The organism is Aliarcobacter butzleri (assembly GCF_900187115.1).
Lineage (GTDB): Bacteria > Campylobacterota > Campylobacteria > Campylobacterales > Arcobacteraceae > Aliarcobacter > Aliarcobacter butzleri.
This window is the reverse complement of the sequence record NZ_LT906455.1, coordinates 818,327-835,119: the sequence shown is the minus strand read 5'-3', so window position 1 is coordinate 835,119 and position 16,793 is coordinate 818,327. Positions and strand designations below refer to the sequence as shown.

19 protein-coding genes are annotated in these 16,793 nt (G+C 26.3%); 11 read left to right on the top strand and 8 right to left on the bottom strand.

What is annotated here, in order from left to right; all coding sequences use genetic code 11:
- Window positions 1-146 precede the first annotated feature (146 nt).
- Complete coding sequence (locus CKV87_RS04145) at window positions 147-1,478, top strand: ABC1 kinase family protein (protein ID WP_012012569.1); 1,332 nt, start codon at window positions 147-149, stop codon at window positions 1,476-1,478.
- Here the strand turns inward: CKV87_RS04145 and CKV87_RS04140 are convergent.
- The gene (locus CKV87_RS04140; protein WP_012012568.1) at window positions 1,468-2,199 is read right to left on the bottom strand and encodes a TIGR03915 family putative DNA repair protein; all 732 of its coding nucleotides are present in this window, start codon (window positions 2,197-2,199) and stop codon (window positions 1,468-1,470) included. The two genes, CKV87_RS04145 and CKV87_RS04140, sit on opposite strands and share 11 nt — an antisense overlap.
- Window positions 2,196-3,431 carry a putative DNA modification/repair radical SAM protein gene (locus CKV87_RS04135; RefSeq protein WP_012012567.1) on the bottom strand — a complete coding sequence of 412 codons (1,236 nt, stop codon included), beginning with the start codon at window positions 3,429-3,431 and terminating at the stop codon, window positions 2,196-2,198. The genes CKV87_RS04140 and CKV87_RS04135 overlap by 4 nt, the downstream gene beginning before the upstream one ends.
- Window positions 3,432-3,593: 162 nt before the next feature.
- On the opposite strand from CKV87_RS04135, the gene CKV87_RS04130 reads away from it, so the two are divergent.
- Both CKV87_RS04130 and CKV87_RS04125 read left to right on the top strand, forming a co-directional pair.
- A complete protein-coding gene (locus CKV87_RS04130; protein WP_012012566.1) occupies window positions 3,594-4,118 on the top strand; it encodes a lipocalin family protein in 525 nt (174 codons plus the stop codon).
- A 3-nt stretch (window positions 4,119-4,121) separates the two neighbouring features.
- Window positions 4,122-4,418 (top strand): TIGR03643 family protein, encoded by a 297-nt coding sequence (locus CKV87_RS04125; protein ID WP_012012565.1) that lies wholly within the window; start codon window positions 4,122-4,124, stop codon window positions 4,416-4,418.
- A gap of 40 nt (window positions 4,419-4,458) precedes the next feature.
- On the opposite strand, the gene CKV87_RS04120 is transcribed toward CKV87_RS04125, so the two are convergent.
- Window positions 4,459-5,181, bottom strand: a complete 723-nt coding sequence (locus tag CKV87_RS04120) for a sulfite exporter TauE/SafE family protein (RefSeq protein ID WP_012012564.1) — start codon at window positions 5,179-5,181, stop codon at window positions 4,459-4,461.
- 98 nt (window positions 5,182-5,279) lie between these two features.
- Between CKV87_RS04120 and CKV87_RS04115 the strand changes: the two genes are divergently transcribed.
- Complete coding sequence (locus tag CKV87_RS04115; protein WP_012012563.1) at window positions 5,280-5,528, top strand: hypothetical protein; 249 nt, start codon at window positions 5,280-5,282, stop codon at window positions 5,526-5,528.
- Window positions 5,528-6,316 (top strand): exodeoxyribonuclease III, encoded by a 789-nt coding sequence (xth, locus tag CKV87_RS04110; RefSeq protein ID WP_012012562.1) that lies wholly within the window; start codon window positions 5,528-5,530, stop codon window positions 6,314-6,316. The genes CKV87_RS04115 and xth overlap by 1 nt, the downstream gene beginning before the upstream one ends.
- Here the strand turns inward: xth and CKV87_RS04105 are convergent.
- Window positions 6,313-7,968 carry a sensor domain-containing diguanylate cyclase gene (locus CKV87_RS04105; protein WP_012012561.1) on the bottom strand — a complete coding sequence of 552 codons (1,656 nt, stop codon included), beginning with the start codon at window positions 7,966-7,968 and terminating at the stop codon, window positions 6,313-6,315. The genes xth and CKV87_RS04105 overlap by 4 nt on opposite strands.
- Window positions 7,969-8,183: 215 nt before the next feature.
- Between CKV87_RS04105 and CKV87_RS04100 the strand changes: the two genes are divergently transcribed.
- On the top strand, window positions 8,184-8,372 hold the full coding sequence (locus CKV87_RS04100) for a helix-turn-helix domain-containing protein (protein ID WP_012012559.1): 189 nt from the start codon (window positions 8,184-8,186) through the stop codon (window positions 8,370-8,372).
- A 17-nt stretch (window positions 8,373-8,389) separates the two neighbouring features.
- On the opposite strand, the gene CKV87_RS04095 is transcribed toward CKV87_RS04100, so the two are convergent.
- Both CKV87_RS04095 and CKV87_RS04090 read right to left on the bottom strand, forming a co-directional pair.
- The gene (locus CKV87_RS04095; RefSeq protein ID WP_004510865.1) at window positions 8,390-8,608 is read right to left on the bottom strand and encodes a hypothetical protein; all 219 of its coding nucleotides are present in this window, start codon (window positions 8,606-8,608) and stop codon (window positions 8,390-8,392) included.
- Between the two features lie 80 nt (window positions 8,609-8,688).
- On the bottom strand, window positions 8,689-9,192 hold the full coding sequence (locus CKV87_RS04090; RefSeq protein ID WP_012012558.1) for a MarR family winged helix-turn-helix transcriptional regulator: 504 nt from the start codon (window positions 9,190-9,192) through the stop codon (window positions 8,689-8,691).
- Between the two features lie 81 nt (window positions 9,193-9,273).
- Here CKV87_RS04090 and CKV87_RS04085 point away from each other — a divergent pair, with 81 nt between their 5' ends.
- The 3 genes from CKV87_RS04085 to CKV87_RS04075 are packed head-to-tail and all read left to right on the top strand — an operon-like array spanning window position 9,274 to window position 14,695.
- On the top strand, window positions 9,274-10,509 hold the full coding sequence (locus CKV87_RS04085) for a TolC family protein (RefSeq protein WP_012012557.1): 1,236 nt from the start codon (window positions 9,274-9,276) through the stop codon (window positions 10,507-10,509).
- Window positions 10,506-11,564, top strand: a complete 1,059-nt coding sequence (locus CKV87_RS04080) for an efflux RND transporter periplasmic adaptor subunit (protein WP_012012556.1) — start codon at window positions 10,506-10,508, stop codon at window positions 11,562-11,564. Before CKV87_RS04085 ends, CKV87_RS04080 begins: the two co-directional genes overlap by 4 nt.
- Before the next feature lie 2 nt (window positions 11,565-11,566).
- Window positions 11,567-14,695, top strand: coding sequence for an efflux RND transporter permease subunit (locus CKV87_RS04075; protein ID WP_012012555.1), 3,129 nt, complete (start codon window positions 11,567-11,569; stop codon window positions 14,693-14,695).
- Window positions 14,696-14,704: 9 nt separating this feature from the next.
- On the opposite strand, the gene CKV87_RS04070 is transcribed toward CKV87_RS04075, so the two are convergent.
- Window positions 14,705-15,298: a TetR/AcrR family transcriptional regulator gene (locus CKV87_RS04070; RefSeq protein ID WP_012012554.1), complete on the bottom strand. Its 594-nt coding sequence runs from the start codon at window positions 15,296-15,298 to the stop codon at window positions 14,705-14,707.
- Between the two features lie 111 nt (window positions 15,299-15,409).
- On the opposite strand from CKV87_RS04070, the gene CKV87_RS04065 reads away from it, so the two are divergent.
- Both CKV87_RS04065 and CKV87_RS04060 read left to right on the top strand, forming a co-directional pair.
- A complete protein-coding gene (locus CKV87_RS04065; protein ID WP_012012553.1) occupies window positions 15,410-15,973 on the top strand; it encodes a hypothetical protein in 564 nt (187 codons plus the stop codon).
- A complete protein-coding gene (locus CKV87_RS04060) occupies window positions 15,970-16,173 on the top strand; it encodes a hypothetical protein (RefSeq protein WP_041644902.1) in 204 nt (67 codons plus the stop codon). Before CKV87_RS04065 ends, CKV87_RS04060 begins: the two co-directional genes overlap by 4 nt.
- Here the strand turns inward: CKV87_RS04060 and ureG are convergent.
- A complete protein-coding gene (gene ureG / locus CKV87_RS04055) occupies window positions 16,170-16,757 on the bottom strand; it encodes an urease accessory protein UreG (RefSeq protein ID WP_012012552.1) in 588 nt (195 codons plus the stop codon). The two genes, CKV87_RS04060 and ureG, sit on opposite strands and share 4 nt — an antisense overlap.
- Window positions 16,758-16,793 lie beyond the last annotated feature (36 nt).

Here is a 16,793-nt window from a genome sequence, read left to right as displayed (position 1 = left end):
TACTTATTAAAAAAAGGGATAGTTTTTTATTTATTAAACCTTTAAAACCAAAAAAATTAAAAGAGACAATATTTTATTTAGGAGCAAGTTTTATAAAACTCGCCCAAGTATTAGCAACAAGGTCAGATTTTTTTTCAAAAGAGTATTTGGATGAACTAAAAGAGTTACATGATAAACTTCCAAAAATGTCTAAAGCTGATTTTGAAGAGGTTTTTAAAGAGTCTTTCAAGCAAGATTCTTTTAAAAAATTTGACAATGAACCAATTGCAAGTGCTTCAATAGGACAAGTTCATATTGCATATCTAAATGATGATACAAAAGTTGCAGTAAAACTTAGACGCAAAAATATAGAAAAACAAGTAAGAGTTGATATAAAAATATTAAACTTTTTTAATAAACTTTTTAGACCACTTTTTTCATATTACACAAAAAATTCAATTGATGCGGTTATAAATGAATTTTCAAGTATGATAAAAGATGAAACAAATCTTACGATTGAACTTGAAAACTTAAAAAAATTCTCAAAAATCTATGAAAATAGTGGTGTTTTATTTCCAAAGCCATATGAAGAGTTTTGTAGTTGTAGTGCGCTTGTTATGAGTTTTATGGAAGGTTTTAGATTTGATGATAAAAATTCTTTAATGAAACATAATATTGATTTTAAAGAGATTATTTCAAAACTTGTAAACTTTTATACACAACAAATGCTAATGAATGGATATTTTCATGCAGACCCACATCCTGGAAATTTGCTTATAAATTGCAATGGAGATTTGGTTTTACTTGACTTTGGAATGGTTAAAAATATTTCTAATGATACAAGAGTTGCTATTATTGAACTAATTGATGGTGCAAATAAAGGTGATTTTGATACTTTTGTAAGAGCAAATAAGAAATTAGGAACTATTAGCTATGAAGCTCCTCAAAGTTTGATGGTTGAATTTAGTCAAAAAATGTTTGATATTTTTTCAAATGATAATTTATCTAGTGAATCTATGCAAAAACTAGCTTTTGAAGTTTTAGAAAGCACAAGAAATTTACCATTTAAATTACCAAGTGATGCAGTATATATTTTAAGAGTAAGTGCAATAATAGAAGGTTTAGGAACAACTTACATAGAAAATTTCAATGGAGTAAAAGATATATTACCCATTCTAAAAGATAATCTTCCCGAAGCTTTAGGAATAAAAACTACTATTACAGAAATAGTTTTAGATGAAATAGAATCTTTGCCTAAATTTTTAAAAAGTCTTAAACAGATGATTTCAAAAAGTTCAAAAGGTGAACTTGAAGTATTAATAAATAAAGATCAACTAGAATTTATAAAAAAAGATTTAAAAGAGTATTTTGGTTCATATTTAAAATCTTTATCATTTGTTTTATTTGGACTATTTTTGATTTTTTATGATGAAAATCTAAAAAACATTGCTTTGATTTTAGTATCAATCGGTTTTTTAAAAATTCTATTTATAAAGTAAACTCACTCATATAAGTTCTATAAAGTAAAGGAACCAACTGTCTTTGTAGCTTTGGTTTTAACCTTTCTTTTATAGTAACTGCATTAAAAAAACTTTTCCAAAGTTTTTGAAATTTTTGTTCATTTGATGAATAATTTGGTTCATCAAAAAAAGCAACTTCTTGAACTGAAAAATCGTTTTGCATTTTTACAAAAGCTAGTTTTCTATTTAAGTCGTGGATTATGAAATTTTGGTTGTTAAAGCCTTTTAAAAAATGTTTTCCTAAAAAATAAACAACATTAAATTTTGATTCAACTTTTGCATATAAAGTTGCATCTTCAAGTTCTTCAAATCTTATAAATCCAGTTAATTTATGCACATTTCTAAATAACTCTTTTTCAAGATTATTTAGATAAAAAACGCAAGAATTATTGATGTTGTATAGTTGTTTTACTTCTTTGAAACCAATAATAATATACTCCAATAAATAGAGTTCAAACTCTTTTGAATCACACATAAAAATATTTAAAATTCTTTGGATTAACTCTTTTGGAAATTTTGTTTTTATGGCAGTTAAAACTTTTATAGCATTATCTTTTAAAGTATTTATTTCTAAAATTTCTTCAAAAATCATCTCATTTGGAAGAGTTTTATAGATTTTTATAGGTTTTAATTTTTTATAATAAACCTCATAAACCAAAGATAAAAATCCCTCAAAAGTTCCATCATAAACTAAAATCATAATTCACCCGTTAATGAACTAATATCAAAAAGTGAGGGTTGTATTAGTTTTTTTGGGTCTGGTTTAGTAAGTGCAAGTTTTAGACTTTCTCTATAAAATGGAACTTCTCTTTGAAAATCTTTGTTGCAAGTGATAAAATATTTTGCTTTTTTGATTGAAATTTTTAATTTTTTCAAATCATCAAAAGTGAGTCTTTTAAATCTTCTAGCACTTAAAATCTTCATTACACCCCTTGCTCCAATTCCTGGAATTCTTAATAATTCTTCTTTTGAAGCTGTGTTTATTTCCATAGGAAAATATTTTAGATTATTCAATGCCCAAAATGTTTTTGGGTCAAGTTCTTCATCTAAATTTGGAAACTCATCAGTAACTATCTCATCCCAAGAAAAATCATAAAATCTAAGTAACCAATCAGCTTGATAAAGTCTATGTTCCCTTAAAAGTGGAGGTTTGGTGATAATTGAAGGAAGATTTTTATCATTGTTTACTGGAATATAAGCACTATAATAAACCCTTTTTAACAAAGCTTTATCGTATAAAGCAGAGCTAAGTTTAAGTATATCTCTATCACTTTCAGGTGTTGCTCCAACGATTAGTTGAGTACTCATTCCTATTGGTTTTTGATTCTTTACTAAGCTTAAATCTCGCGCAAATTTTAGAGGTTGTAAAACTTTCTCTTTTGTTTTATTTGGTGCTAAAAGTTTTAAAGATTTATCACTTGGAAGTTCGATATTTGAACTTACTCTATTTGCTAGTTTTACGATTTGCTCAACTAGTTCCATACTGCTTCCAGGGATTAGTTTTACATGAATATAACCATTAAATCTATATTCATATCGTAAAATTTTTAAAGCTTTTAAAATCAAAGTCATAGTGTGGTCTTCATTTTTTACAATACCAGAACTTAAAAAAAGACCTTCAATATAGTTCCTTTTATAAAAATTGATTGTAATGTCTGCTAGTTCTCTAGGACTAAAAACAGCTCTTGGAATATCATTTGAAACACGGTTTATACAATACGCACAATCATAAATACAAATATTTGTAAGTAATACTTTAAGCAAAGATACACATCTTCCATCAGGCGTAAAAGTGTGGCAAATCCCACTTGTGTGAGTTGCTCCTAATTCTCCTTTTTTGTATGAAGTTTCAACTCCACTTGAACTACAAGAAACATCATATTTTGCACTATTGCTAAGAATTTCCATTTTTTGATAAATATCTGTTTTCATATTTGTATTTTATAAAAATTAAAAAATTTCATTTAAAAATATTTCAATTTGTAATAAAAAATGATTTAATAAAACTAAGTTCAAATACATCAACTAACAAAAAAATGATACAAAAAATCATATAATTATTATAAATTTACAAAAGATAAAAAAGGAGAAATTATGAAAAAAATGTTTAACTTTTTTGGAGTTATTTTATTGTCACTCTTTTTTGTAGCTTGTAGTACAAAACAAGAAAGAGATTTAAAAACAGTACAAAAAGTTGATTTACAAAAATATCTTGGTGATTGGTACGAAATAGCAAGATATGAACATCCTTTTCAAAAAGATTGTAAAAATGTAAAGGCAAATTACTCTTTAAGAGATGATGAAAAAATTCAAGTTGTTAATAGTTGTACAAAGATGTCTACAAATGAATTTAAAGATGCAAAAGCAGTTGCATATAGTGTAGATGAAACAAATAGTAAACTAAAAGTAAGCTTTTTTAGACCATTTTATGGAGACTATTGGATTTTAGATTTAGATAAAGATTATAAATATGCTATTGTTGGAACACCATCAAAAGAGTATTTGTGGATACTTTCAAGAGAAAAAACTATGAGTAATGAGGTTTTAAATAAATTATTAGAAAAAATTACTAGTATGGGATTTGATAAATCTAAACTTACATATACAATACAGGAATAGTTTATGTATTTTCAAAAAGATTGTGCTAGAAATTTTAATTTAAATAAAAAAAAGAAAAACAAACAAAGCGATTTATCTTTTAGTGAAACTGACCAAAATAGACTTGTAGAAATGGCGTGGCAAGATAGAGTATCTTTTGATACTATAAAAGAACTTTATGGTTTCACTGAAAATGAATTAAAAAAAATGATGAGAAATCTTCTAAAAAAAAGCAGTTTTAAAATGTGGAGAAAAAGAGTTCAAGGAAGAACTACAAAGCATAAGTTAAAAGTTAGTTATAAAACAACAAGATTTCAGTAAACAGTGTGGATTTTTATTACTTTAAAAGTAATAAAAATCTCTAAAAACTTTTTAGTAATATTCCTATGATTAAGTTTAATGCCAAAATAGTAAGTAAAATTTTTAATATAATAGTAAATCTTTTACCATCTATTATATTTCTTAGTTTAGTTCCAACAAAACTTCCAACAACTGCTCCAATAATCATAGATATAATAATCCATATATAATCAAAAAATACAAATCCAAAATATATAAATACAACTACCTTTAAAAAATGAGTTATACTCATCAAAGCAGCTCCAGTTGCTACAACTTTATCTTTATCATTATAATCTTTAAATAAAAGTGTCATTGTAAGCGGTCCAGTAGCTCCAACAACCATCGAAAGTCCTGTTTGAAAAAAACCTGCTAAATAGTAGTTTTCATATCTTTTTATCTTTTCATTGAACTTTTGACTCCAAAGAGAAAGTAATATATAAACTCCAATAAATAGTGGTACATATTCAAGTGAAATAAAATTTAATATTCCTACAAAAAAAGCAATTCCTAAAATAGAACCAATTAAAAATTTAGGTACTACTTCATATTGCACATCTTTATATCCAAAAATTGCTCGACTAAGATTACTTGAAACTTGTGTTAATCCATGAACTGGAATAAGTGCATTTACAGGTAAAAATGAAGGCAAAATAGCAATAAGCATCATTCCACCACCAATTCCAACAACTGCTGCAATAACAGAAGTCAAAAAAGTGATAACTCCTAAACCTAACTCCAACATAAAAAAAATCCTATCTTAAAAATAATGCATAAAATACCAAATAAAGCCTTTATTATTGAAAAATAGTTATAATTATTTTTTTTAAATAGGAGCTTTTTATGAAAATATTACTAATAGTTACTACACTTTTTGCAAATATTTTATTTGCAAATTATAATTATATGATTCAAGATAATGGAAAAATAGATATGCATGGTGGAAAAAGTGAAAATCTAATAGATGAAAAAAATAGTTTATCAAATAAAGATTTCAAAAATATTGGTATAAATAAACCAACAACACCTAAAGCACCACAAAATCTAATTAAAGAAGATAAAAAAGAAGAGAAAAAGGAAAATTCTAAATAATGGCAAAAAGATATAAATTTATTTCATGGAATGTAAATGGAATACGAGCAGTTGATAAAAAAGATGCGTTAAAATGGATAGATGAAATTGAAGTTGATTTACTTGGTGTTCAAGAAACAAAATCAATGAAAGACCAAATTCCAAAAACTATCTTTTCAAAAGAGTTCAAAACTCTATTTGCAAGTGCATCAGCAATCAAAGGAAGAAGTGGAACTGCCCTATTTTCTGATATTGAACCTACTTTTCAAAGTATTTGTGAAAGTGTAGATATTTTAGATGAAGGAAGAATCAACGAAGTTCATTTCAATTTAGCAGATAAAAATATCGCATTTTTTAATGTATATTTCCCAAATGGACAAAGTAGTCAAGAAAGACTTGATTATAAAATGGAATTTTATGATAGGTTTTTAAATCATTGCGAAAATCTAAAAAAAGATGGAAAATCAATCATTGTTTGTGGCGATGTTAATACAGCTCATACGGAAATTGATATTGCAAGACCAAAAGCCAATGAAAATACAAGTGGATTTTTACAAATGGAGAGAGATTGGATAACAAAATTCTTATCTCATGGTTATATCGATACTTTTAGACTTATAAATGGCGATATAAAAGATAAATACTCTTGGTGGAGTTATAGAGCAAATGCCAGAGCAAATAATGTTGGCTGGAGAATTGATTACTTTTATGTTAGTTCTGATTTAAAAGATTATGTAAAAGATGCTTATATTTTAGATAATATAGAAGGAAGTGACCATTGTCCAATCGGTCTTGAAATGGAGCTTTAAACTTCCATTTCTACTCTATTTTTTCCGTTTGTTTTAGCTTTATACATTGCATCATCAGCTCTTGTTAAAAGTTCTGTAATTGTATCATTATCTTTAAAAGTAGATACACCAAAACTTGCTGTTTTATTTCCAACTTTATCAAACTTATGTAATGAAACTTTTTCTTTCAAATTTAAAGCAACGACTAAAGCCTCTTGTAAATTTGTTTTTAGACAAATTATAATAAACTCTTCGCCTCCCCATCTTCCTATAATGTCAGATTCTCTTGTATATTTTCGCAATAAATCTGCTATTTCAATAATAATTTTATCTCCAACTAAATGACCATAAGTATCATTAACTTTTTTAAAATCATCTAAATCAAATAAAATTACAGAAAAAGGTTCTTTATATCTTTTATATAAATTTTCATTCATTTTTAAAGCTAAATCTATATTTTTACGATTATTCAATTTAGTTAAATAATCAGTTGATGATAAAATAGTTAATTCCTCTTTTGCATCTTCTAACTCTTGTGTGTAATTTAATTTATTTACCATAGAATAAGATAAAAGTAACAAACAAATAAATACTGCAACATCACTTGGATACTCCTCCCAAGGCACAAGAGCAGCTGCAATTAAAGAAGAGTAAAGCCAATAAATAGAGATTATAAAAAAACTAAAGGTAATAATTTTTGTCTCTTTATTACCTTTAAAAAAGAAATAAATCATAAAAAAAGTCAAAATAGGAAGAGTTATAAAATTGTAAAAAATATCAAAATATTCATAAGTAGAAGGAAGAGAAAAAAATCCTAAAAGTGAACCAAAAATTGCACCAATTAGATATATTAAATGTATTTGCCAAATTTTTTTTATAAGATTAAAAGGAACATTTCGATTTATAGTTTTATCGATAAAAAGAGCCATTCCAATAGGGAAAAAGAAAAATGCAATTGCTAAAATATATTGTTTAAAAAGAGGATAATGAAAATAGATTTCAAGTATTTTTGCTGAAAAAAGTACATTTAATCCTTGAGTTAAAAACATTAACCCTAAAATTGATAACTCTAATCTTTTAAATTTTGATAAAAAAGTTAATAAAAATAGAACTGAAACAAAAATAGAAACAGAACCAACCATAATTTTTGGAATATCAAACTGTAACATTTGTTCATATAAATCACCTTTTGAAGATATTTTTATCTCTCCAAAAAACCCAATATCTGCATAATCTGAAAATATTCTAAAATAGAGATATTTTCCTGCACTATCATTTGGAAGTTTTATTAAATGCCAAGGCCAACCTTTATATTTGCCCTTTCCTTCTTTATCAAATTCTCCAAAATGATATATTTGTCTATTTTCAAAATAAACTTGTGTAATTAAATCAATACTAACTATGTATAAATTAGGCTCATTTGGTAATACATCAGGAAGTTTTACTCTATACCAAACATTTGTTTGATTATTTCTATTTTCTGGATTACTAGGGAAATCTATTTTTTGCCAAGAAGAGTCATTTTCTTTATCATTTGTCCAAAGAGGAAAATTATTTTCAAAAGGAGAATCACCCCATTTATATTGCCATTCAAATTTAGTTAAATCTATACTTTTAATTTCATTAGCAAAGCAGAACAGTGTAAAAAGTAATAAAAATAAAATTTTTTTCACAAATATACTTTATGTTGTTAGTTTTAATAGGCGAATTAAATCATATTAATTTATAATATCTTATAAAATGTAAAAGAATTTAAATGAAAAATAGTATTCTTGAAAAATATGATAAAAATTTAAATAATGAAATAATCATTAAAATATCTACCTCAAAAATTGAAAATTTATATGAAGAATATGATAAAAATCTACTTTTATAAAAAAAGATTTTTATGACTCAAAGAGATATGGCTGGATATATTGGTGTTACTCCTGTAACTCTTAGAAATTGGAGAAAAGAAAAGCCAAAACTTTATGAAATAGTTATGAAAGGTTTTGCTTTTGAAGAAGTAGTAAAAAAAATACAACAAAATGTTGATGAATTAAAAGCTTTAGAAGAGCAATTTAAAAGTAAAAAATAAATATTTATTTCTTACTTTTAACTTTTTATAGGAGTTACATACTCTTTTGTTAAAATTTTTTCTTCTACTTGCATTTGATTTGTTTTTCCACATCTAGGACAGGGATTTCCAGAATTTGAATAACACGCATAACAAAACATCGTAACACAAGTTTCACAACTAAGTTTACAATGTTTGCATACATAAGTTATTTTTCTTTTTGCTTTTTGTTTCTTTTTTATAAACCAACCAAACATATCAATCCTTTATAACATGAAAGAAAGTATAGTTTATTATTTTTATTTAAAACATGATTTATATCAAATAAAACAATATGTTAGTTTAAAGAATAAAGAACTTTCGAAAGGATACTTTTTAGATTTTCTTTTTCTTTTTTATCTAAAACTGAAAAAGTTTTTTCTATCATAGAAGCTTTATTATCCATAATTTCTTCTATCAACTCTGTTCCTTTTTGTGTTAAACAAACTAGATTCTTTCTTTTATCATTTTTTACTGAATCTCTTTTTATAAGTTCTCTATCTTGAAGTTTTTTTAAAACTTTTGTCATTCCACCTGAAGAAAATATCAAGGCATCATATAATTCTGTTGGAGATAAAGTATAATTTTCTCCTTTAAAATATAAAGATGCTAAAACATCAATATCTGTATGTAATAAATCATAATCTGTTTTTAAAAATTGTTCTGATTTTACTGTTAAATCTTTACTTATTAAAAATAAAGGTAATGATAATGCGAATATCGCACACTTTTTATCTGTAGTACATCTTTCATAAAAGTCATCTATATATTGTTTATTCATAGAAGGATTGTAGCAAAACAATTATTAAAAGTATCTTTCTAGCAAGATATATTTAAGTAAAAAATAGATAAAATTTCTCTTCATTAAAAAAAGGAGTTGTTTTTGAAAAAGATATTATTTATTTTTTTTGTACCACTTTTTTTATATTCACAAAGTTTAGAAGAGCTAGTAAATTTAGCTATTCAAAATAGATTAGTTGAATCATCTAAACAAAAATTAGATGCACTAAAAGATGAATATAGAAGTGTAAAAGGTGGTTATTTACCAAAATTAGACCTAGGTGCAGGATATTCAGTAACTGATGATGAAAGACCAAATGTTGCTCATAAATCAGGAAATGTATATGGAAGTGTAAATTATAATCTTTATGATGGTGGAAAAAAATACGATATTTATGATAGTTATGAATCATCTATAAAAAGTAACGAAAAATCTGTTGATGCTTTAAAAAACGATATTTCATTAACTGTTATAACTTACTATTTTAACTACTTATCATATATGGCACAAAAAGATGCTAAATTAAAAGAAATCGAGCAACTTGATGCTCAAATGGAAAGATTAAGTAGATACTTCAAAGCTGGAACTACAACAGAAGATGAAGTACAAAAAATCATTTCAAATGTCGAAGCTGCAAAAGTTGAACTGAAAGAAATTGATTTAAATATCATCACAATTTTACATAATTTAGAATATATAACTGGTACTAAAGTCGATATTACAGCAGGTTCAAATGTAAATGAACTTCAAGATGTAAAAGAAGAAAGTGCAAGATTTGATATTCAATCTTTAGAATATGATACTCAAACAAGTTTAAGTAATGCAAAAGCTGAAAAAAGTGGTTATTTACCAACAATCACTTTAGATAATACTTTTACATATTATGATAAAGAGTATAATCATGCTAATAATGATTTAGGAAATGATGTAGATCATCAAAATATCGCAAGTGCAAACTTAAAATGGAATATTTTTTCATTTGGAGAAACAAAATATAAATATGAAGCAAAATTCAAAGAGTATTTAGCTTCAAAATTAAATTTAGAATATGAAAAAAACAAAGCAAATGTAGATTTACAACTATCACTTAAAGCTTATGAAATAGCAAAAGCAAAAATAGCTTCAACTGAAGCTAGTTTAAAAGCAGCTGATAGTGCTTATACAATCATCAAATCAAAATATGAAAATGGTTTAGTTGATAATGTTGCCTTTTTACAAAGTTTAAGTGAAAAATTTGATGCTCTTAGCAGATATAGAGCTTCATTAAATGATATAGAAATAAAAAGAGCAAACGTGATTTACCAAAGTGGTGAAAAATTAGAGGAGTATATAAAATGATAAAAAAGTCGTTAGTTGCAATATCTTTCCTTTTTTTAGGATTTAATAGTTTAATTGCAGATGAAGCAAAAGCACCAAATGAAGCACCAGGATTACCTGTTCAAACATTTACAATTACAAAACAAAATAATACTACAAATAAGACTTATCCAACTATTTTGAAAGCTTATGAACAAGTTGATGTTATAGCAAGGGTTTCTGGAATATTAAAAGAGAAACATTTTAAAGAAGGTGATTTTGTAAAAAAAGGAACTTTACTTTATAAAATAGAGCCAGATACTTATTTAGCAAATTTAAATATGAAAAAAGCTGAATATACAAAAGCAAAAAAAGATTATGAAAGAGCTAAATCATTAATTGCTACAAAATCAATTAGTCCACAATCTTTTGATGATTATACATACCAATATGAAAGTTCAAAAGCAGCATTAGATGAAGCACAAATAAATCTAAACTATACAACTGTAACAGCTCCTATTGATGGAATTGTTGGTATAAAACAACATGATATTGGAGATTTAGTTGGAAGTAGTTCAAATAATTCTTTACTTGTAACTATTACAAATACAAATCCAATTCATGCTGAGTTTTCTTTACCAAAAGATGATATGAATAAATATCTTTCTCAAATAAAAGATAAAAGTGCAAAAATTAAACTTATCACAGATGGTAAAACTTATGAAAATGGAGAAATTGATTATATTGCTCCTGTAATAGATACAAATACTGATACTCTACTTTTAAGAGCAAAATTTGAAAATGCAAATAATGAATTAATAGTGGGTAACTTTACAAAAATAGAGATTTCAAATCTATCTTTAGGTGATGTTTTTGTTGTTCCTGAAAATGCTGTATTAAAAACTGTACAAGCAACTATTGTTTTTGTTGTTGATGAAAATAATATAGCAAAACCAAGACCAGTTGTAACTGGAGATTTAGTAAAAGAAGGAATGGTTATAAAAAGTGGTTTAAAACCAAATGAACAAATTGTAACTAGTAATTTTGCAAAATTAAGACCAGATACAAAAGTTCAAATTGTAAATAAAGAGAAATAATTATGATTTCTTCATTTTTTATTAAAAACCCAGTTTTTGCTGGTGTTTTATCGATTATAATATTTTTGACGGGAATAATTGCTATGTTCAATTTACCAATTGAACAATATCCAAGAGTTTTACCACCTCAAATTATTGTAAGTACTTCATATCCAGGAGCTAGTGCAGATACTATTGCAAAAACTGTTGCTGCTCCTCTTGAAGAGCAGATAAATGGTGCAAAAAATATGCTTTATATGAACTCTCTAGCAGAAGATAGTGGAAGATTAAGTATCAACGTATTTTTTGAAGTTGGAACAAATCCTGATGATGCAAAAATCGATGTAAACAATAGGGTACAAGCTGCCTTAGCAAAAATGCCTGAACAAGTACAAAGACAAGGTGTTGTTGTAGGTGAAAGAAGTCCAAGTATTTTGCAATTTATTATGCTTGAATCTCCAAACAAAACTTTTGATTCAATTTATTTATCAAACTATGCTTTATTAAACTTAGTTGAATCATTAAAAAGAGTTAAAGGAGTTGGTGATGCTATGATATTTGGAGCAAAAGATTACTCTATTAGAATCTGGATGGATCCATTAAAATTATCAAAATATTCACTTGCTACAACTGATGTTATAACAGCAATTAAAGAACAAAATAATCAATATGCAGCTGGAAAAATTGCAGCTGAACCAATTGCTCAAAAACAGATGTATACATATACAATTAGAACTCCACAAAGGTTTGAAAATCCTGAACAATTTGGAAATATTGTAATTAGAGCAAATGAAGATGGAAGTAGTTTAAGATTAAAAGATATCGCAACTATTGAACTTGGAGCTAATGATTATAGTGTTACAACAAGATTAAATAATGCACCTTCGATTCCTATTGGAATATTTTTACAAAGTGGTGCAAACTCACTTGAAACTGCTGATGCTATAAAAAAAGCCTTAGAAGAAGCAAGTAAAACTTTCCCTGAAGATATGACATATAGTATTCCTTATGATAGTACAGATTTTATTACAGCTTCAATTCATGAAGTTGTTAAAACTTTCGTTGAAGCTTTAATACTTGTAATTTTAATTATTTTCTTATTCTTACAAAGCTGGAGAGCAACTATTATTCCTTTTATTGCGGTTCCAGTATCAATAGTTGGTGCATTTGCAGGGATGTATGCTTTAGGATTTAGTATTAACTTACTAACTTTATTTGGTTTAGTTCTTGCTATTGGTATCGTTGTTGATGATGCTATTATCGTTATTGAAAATATTGAAAGACACATGGAAGAAGGAAAAACTCCTAAAGAAGCTGCATTTATTGCTATGAAAGAGGTAACTGGAGCTTTAATTGCTATTATTTTAGTTTTAGGTGCTGTATTTATTCCTGTTGCATTTATGGGTGGATTAAGTGGAGAAATGTATAGACAGTTTGCCATAACAATTGTTATTTCTGTTGTTATTTCTGGATTCGTTGCTTTAACTTTAACTCCAGCTCTTTGTGTAAAAGTATTAAAAAACAAAAAACATGAACCAAAAGGTTTTTTCAAATGGTTCAATGATTCTTTTGCAAAAGCTACACAAGGGTATTCAGTAATAGTTAAAAAAAGTATTAGATTTTCTTTAATCTCTGTTTTATTATATGCTGGATTATTGTTTATATCTTGGGATATGTTTAAGTCTATGAAAACTGGACTTCTTCCTGATGAAGATCAAGGAACAATCTTTGTATTTGGATTTAACCCTCCAGGATACTCTATGTCAAAATCTTTAGAGTTAAGTGAAGAGATAAATAAAATTATTGCAGAAGATCCAAGCGTAAATAATATAATTACTCTTGCTGGATATGACTTTACAACTTCGGCACAAAGAAGCCATACAGTTGCAACAATTATTAAATTAAAAGATTGGAGCAAAAGACCAAATCCTGAGCAAGAAGCACAAGCACTTTTAGCAAAATTTAGTAAACAACTAATGGGAACAAGTGAAGGGTTTTCATTTGCCGTTGTACCACCTCCTATTATGGGGATGAGTGTTACAGGTGGATTTGATATGTACGTTCAAGATAGAAAAGGTGGAACTATTGAAGATTTAGGAAAAATTGTAAATCAGATAGTTGAAAAAGCCAAAACTAGACCTGAATTAATGGGAGTTAGAACTGCATTAGCTGCTAATATTCCACAATTTCAAATTGATGTAGATACTGAAAAAGCAAAAGCAAAAGGTGTAAGTCTAAGTGATATTTATAGCACTATAAATGCAACTTTTGGAAGTTATTATGTAAATGATTTTTCTTTATATGGAAGAACTTATAAAGTTAATTTACAAGCTAAAGATGAATTTAGAAATAATGTTGATGATTTCCAATATGTTTATGTTAGATCAGATAAAGGTGAACTTTTACCAATTAATTCATTTATAAACTATAAAAAAGTTGTTGGAGCTGATATCGTAGAAAGATTTAACCTTTTCCAAGCAGCAAAAGTTTCAGGACAACCAGCAGCTGGATATAGTTCTGGAGATTCATTAAGAGCTATTGAAGAAGTTGCGAATGAAGTTTTACCAGAAGGTTATACAATCAGCTGGACAGGAACTGCTTATCAAGAAAAACAAATTGGTGGAAGTTCTGCACAAGCATTTATTTTTGGTATTGTTTTTCTGTTCTTAATTCTTTGTGCACTTTATGAAAGATGGTTATTACCACTTTCTGTTGTATTAGCAGTACCATTTGCAATTTTTGGAGCAATTCTTGCTACAAATATAAGAAGCTTAGACAATAATATCTATTTCCAAATTGGACTTCTTGTTCTTGCAGGACTTGCAGCTAAAAATGCAATTTTAATTGTAGAGTTTGCTATTCAAAAACAAAAAGAAGGTATAAAATTGGTTGATGCGGCACTTGAAGCTGCTAAAGTAAGACTTAGACCAATTATTATGACTTCATTAGCATTTACAGTTGGAGTTATGCCACTTGCTATTAGTAGTGGAGCGGGAGCTGCAAGTAAACACTCTATTGGAACTGGAGTTGTAGGAGGAATGTTAACTGCTACATTTATAGCAATTTTATTTATTCCACTATTCTTCGTTTTAATTTCAAGACTTAGTGGTCATAAAGATGACGAAGTTCTAACAAATAAAGAAGAGGAATAATCCTCTTTTTTATTTTAAAAAAGGATTTATATTTATTTTAAATATAACATCCTTTGCCTCTTTAAAAGACTCTTTTGTAATTACCTCATTTATAGAAATAAAATTTTGCCAATAAGTTGAAATAAACCAATTTAATTTTGCAGATAATAAAATCTCATCTTCACTCATTTGTTTAAAAATATCTTTTAAAATAAAATACTCTATCAACATTTTTATTTGCTCTATTCTAAGATTTTGTCTTTGAATAAAAATCTCTTTAAATTTAGGCAAAGTTGAGAGTAAAACAGATGAATCTCTCATAAGAAATCTATAATCCCAAAAAATATCTAAATATAAATCATACATTTTTGATAACTCTTCTAAAGGATTTTGGCTATTTAATATCTTTTCAAAGCTATTTAAATTCTCAAATTTTTCAATCATCTCTTCATAAATATCAATAATAATATCTTCTTTATTTTTATAGTGATAATACAAATTTCCCGTAGAAATCTTTGCACAAAGTGCAATATGATTTGTAGTAATTGAAAATGTATCTTTTTCATTAAACAAATCTAAGGCATATTTTTTTATCTTTTTTTTACTTACTGACTCTTTTTTCATACTTGATTATACTATTTTTAACTTTTCAATTTATTATTAGAGTAATTACTCTAATTTTAAGTTATAGTTAAATTATATAAATGTAAAATTTCTCATCACAAAGGAACAAATATGAAACTAAAACCTCCTGGCGCAGGCTTACCAAATTTTGAAAAACTTTTTATAAAAAATGTTTTAGTTCCATCAATTAGGATTTTAATAACTTGGGATATTGCTTTGTTTTTATTACAAAGAGAACTAAAAATTATTGATAAATTATTAAAACCTATTGATAAGAACTTACTAACACAAAAAACACTTATAAATAGAACTTTTGCAATAGAAGATGATACAAGACAATTTTCAATAAATATGGTTTTAGAACATTTAGAAATTGCAGGAAATAAAGTCAAAGATGTTATTGAAGCTTTAAGTTTAGAAAAAGAGTTTGAAGAAGAGATAAAAATAGAAAATGTAAAACCAAAACAGAATATTGAAAATCAATATGAAAGTTTTAAAAAGTTCTATGAAAAGTATATTTTGTTTATAAAATCTTTAGATAAAAAACAATCAAAAATGAAGAAAAAACACCCTTGGTTTATAGAATTTAATAATTATGATTGGAGTGTTTTTATGTTTATGCATACATTTATACATAGAAGACAAATACAAGCAATTATAAAGGAACTTAAATGAGTAAAAATTCGATAGGAACAGTATTTAGAATCATCTTAATATTTTTTTCATTAGTTAGTTTTTGGCTTTTAATTCTTGCTATATTTTATTTTTTGATTTCAACAGTATTTAATATAGAGCTTAGTTTAAAAACATACTTTATTCTATTTTTTTGTTTTATAATTTTTAGGATGTTTTATCCTAAAAATGTTTTTGTTTAAATAAGTGCTTCAATCCAAGAAACAACTTGATTTAAAGTTTGGGGCTCTTTTTTTGAAATAAATACATAAGGTTTATTTTTTCTATTTTCTTTTACATCGATTTGCATATCAACTAAATCAATTTCAACATAAGGTGCTAAATCTGTTTTATTTACAATTAAAAGGTCAGAAAAAAGTAGCCCTGCTCCTTTTTTTCTAGGAATATCAGCACCTTGTGCAACATCAATTACGTAAATATAATAATCAATTAACTCATAAGAAAAAGTAGCACTTAAGTTATCTCCACCACTTTCTACAAATACAATGTCTGGATTGAATTTTTCTTCAAGTTCAACTACTGCTTTTTGATTCATAGAAATATCATCTCTTATTGCAGTATGAGGACAACCACCCGTTTCAACACCAATAATTCTTTCATTATCCAAATCAAGTGTTTTTTTTAGATAATTTGCATCTTCTGTTGTATAAATATCATTTGTTACAATTCCTAAACTATATTTATCTTTTAATAAATTTGTTAAAGACTCAATAAGTGAAGTTTTTCCACTTCCAACTGGTCCTGCTATTCCTATTTTTAAACTCATTTTTTTCCTTTTTTTATTTCATATAAATTTATCAAA

Bases quoted from the DNA above. Each gene is read 5' to 3' on its own strand.
- CKV87_RS04115 (WP_012012563.1), top strand. From the start codon at position 5,280: ATGAAAATATTACTAATAGTTACTACACTTTTTGCAAATATTTTATTT.
- CKV87_RS04125 (WP_012012565.1), top strand. From the start codon at position 4,122: ATGTATTTTCAAAAAGATTGTGCTAGAAATTTTAATTTAAATAAAAAA.
- CKV87_RS04065 (WP_012012553.1), top strand. From the start codon at position 15,410: ATGAAACTAAAACCTCCTGGCGCAGGCTTACCAAATTTTGAAAAACTT.
- CKV87_RS04130 (WP_012012566.1), top strand. From the start codon at position 3,594: ATGAAAAAAATGTTTAACTTTTTTGGAGTTATTTTATTGTCACTCTTT.
- CKV87_RS04060 (WP_041644902.1), top strand. From the start codon at position 15,970: ATGAGTAAAAATTCGATAGGAACAGTATTTAGAATCATCTTAATATTT.
- CKV87_RS04070 (WP_012012554.1), bottom strand. From the start codon at position 15,298: ATGAAAAAAGAGTCAGTAAGTAAAAAAAAGATAAAAAAATATGCCTTA.
- ureG (WP_012012552.1), bottom strand. From the start codon at position 16,757: ATGAGTTTAAAAATAGGAATAGCAGGACCAGTTGGAAGTGGAAAAACT.
- CKV87_RS04120 (WP_012012564.1), bottom strand. From the start codon at position 5,181: ATGTTGGAGTTAGGTTTAGGAGTTATCACTTTTTTGACTTCTGTTATT.
- CKV87_RS04080 (WP_012012556.1), top strand. From the start codon at position 10,506: ATGATAAAAAAGTCGTTAGTTGCAATATCTTTCCTTTTTTTAGGATTT.
- CKV87_RS04135 (WP_012012567.1), bottom strand. From the start codon at position 3,431: ATGAAAACAGATATTTATCAAAAAATGGAAATTCTTAGCAATAGTGCA.
- CKV87_RS04075 (WP_012012555.1), top strand. From the start codon at position 11,567: ATGATTTCTTCATTTTTTATTAAAAACCCAGTTTTTGCTGGTGTTTTA.
- xth (WP_012012562.1), top strand. From the start codon at position 5,528: ATGGCAAAAAGATATAAATTTATTTCATGGAATGTAAATGGAATACGA.
- CKV87_RS04095 (WP_004510865.1), bottom strand. From the start codon at position 8,608: ATGTTTGGTTGGTTTATAAAAAAGAAACAAAAAGCAAAAAGAAAAATA.
- CKV87_RS04100 (WP_012012559.1), top strand. From the start codon at position 8,184: ATGACTCAAAGAGATATGGCTGGATATATTGGTGTTACTCCTGTAACT.
- CKV87_RS04140 (WP_012012568.1), bottom strand. From the start codon at position 2,199: ATGATTTTAGTTTATGATGGAACTTTTGAGGGATTTTTATCTTTGGTT.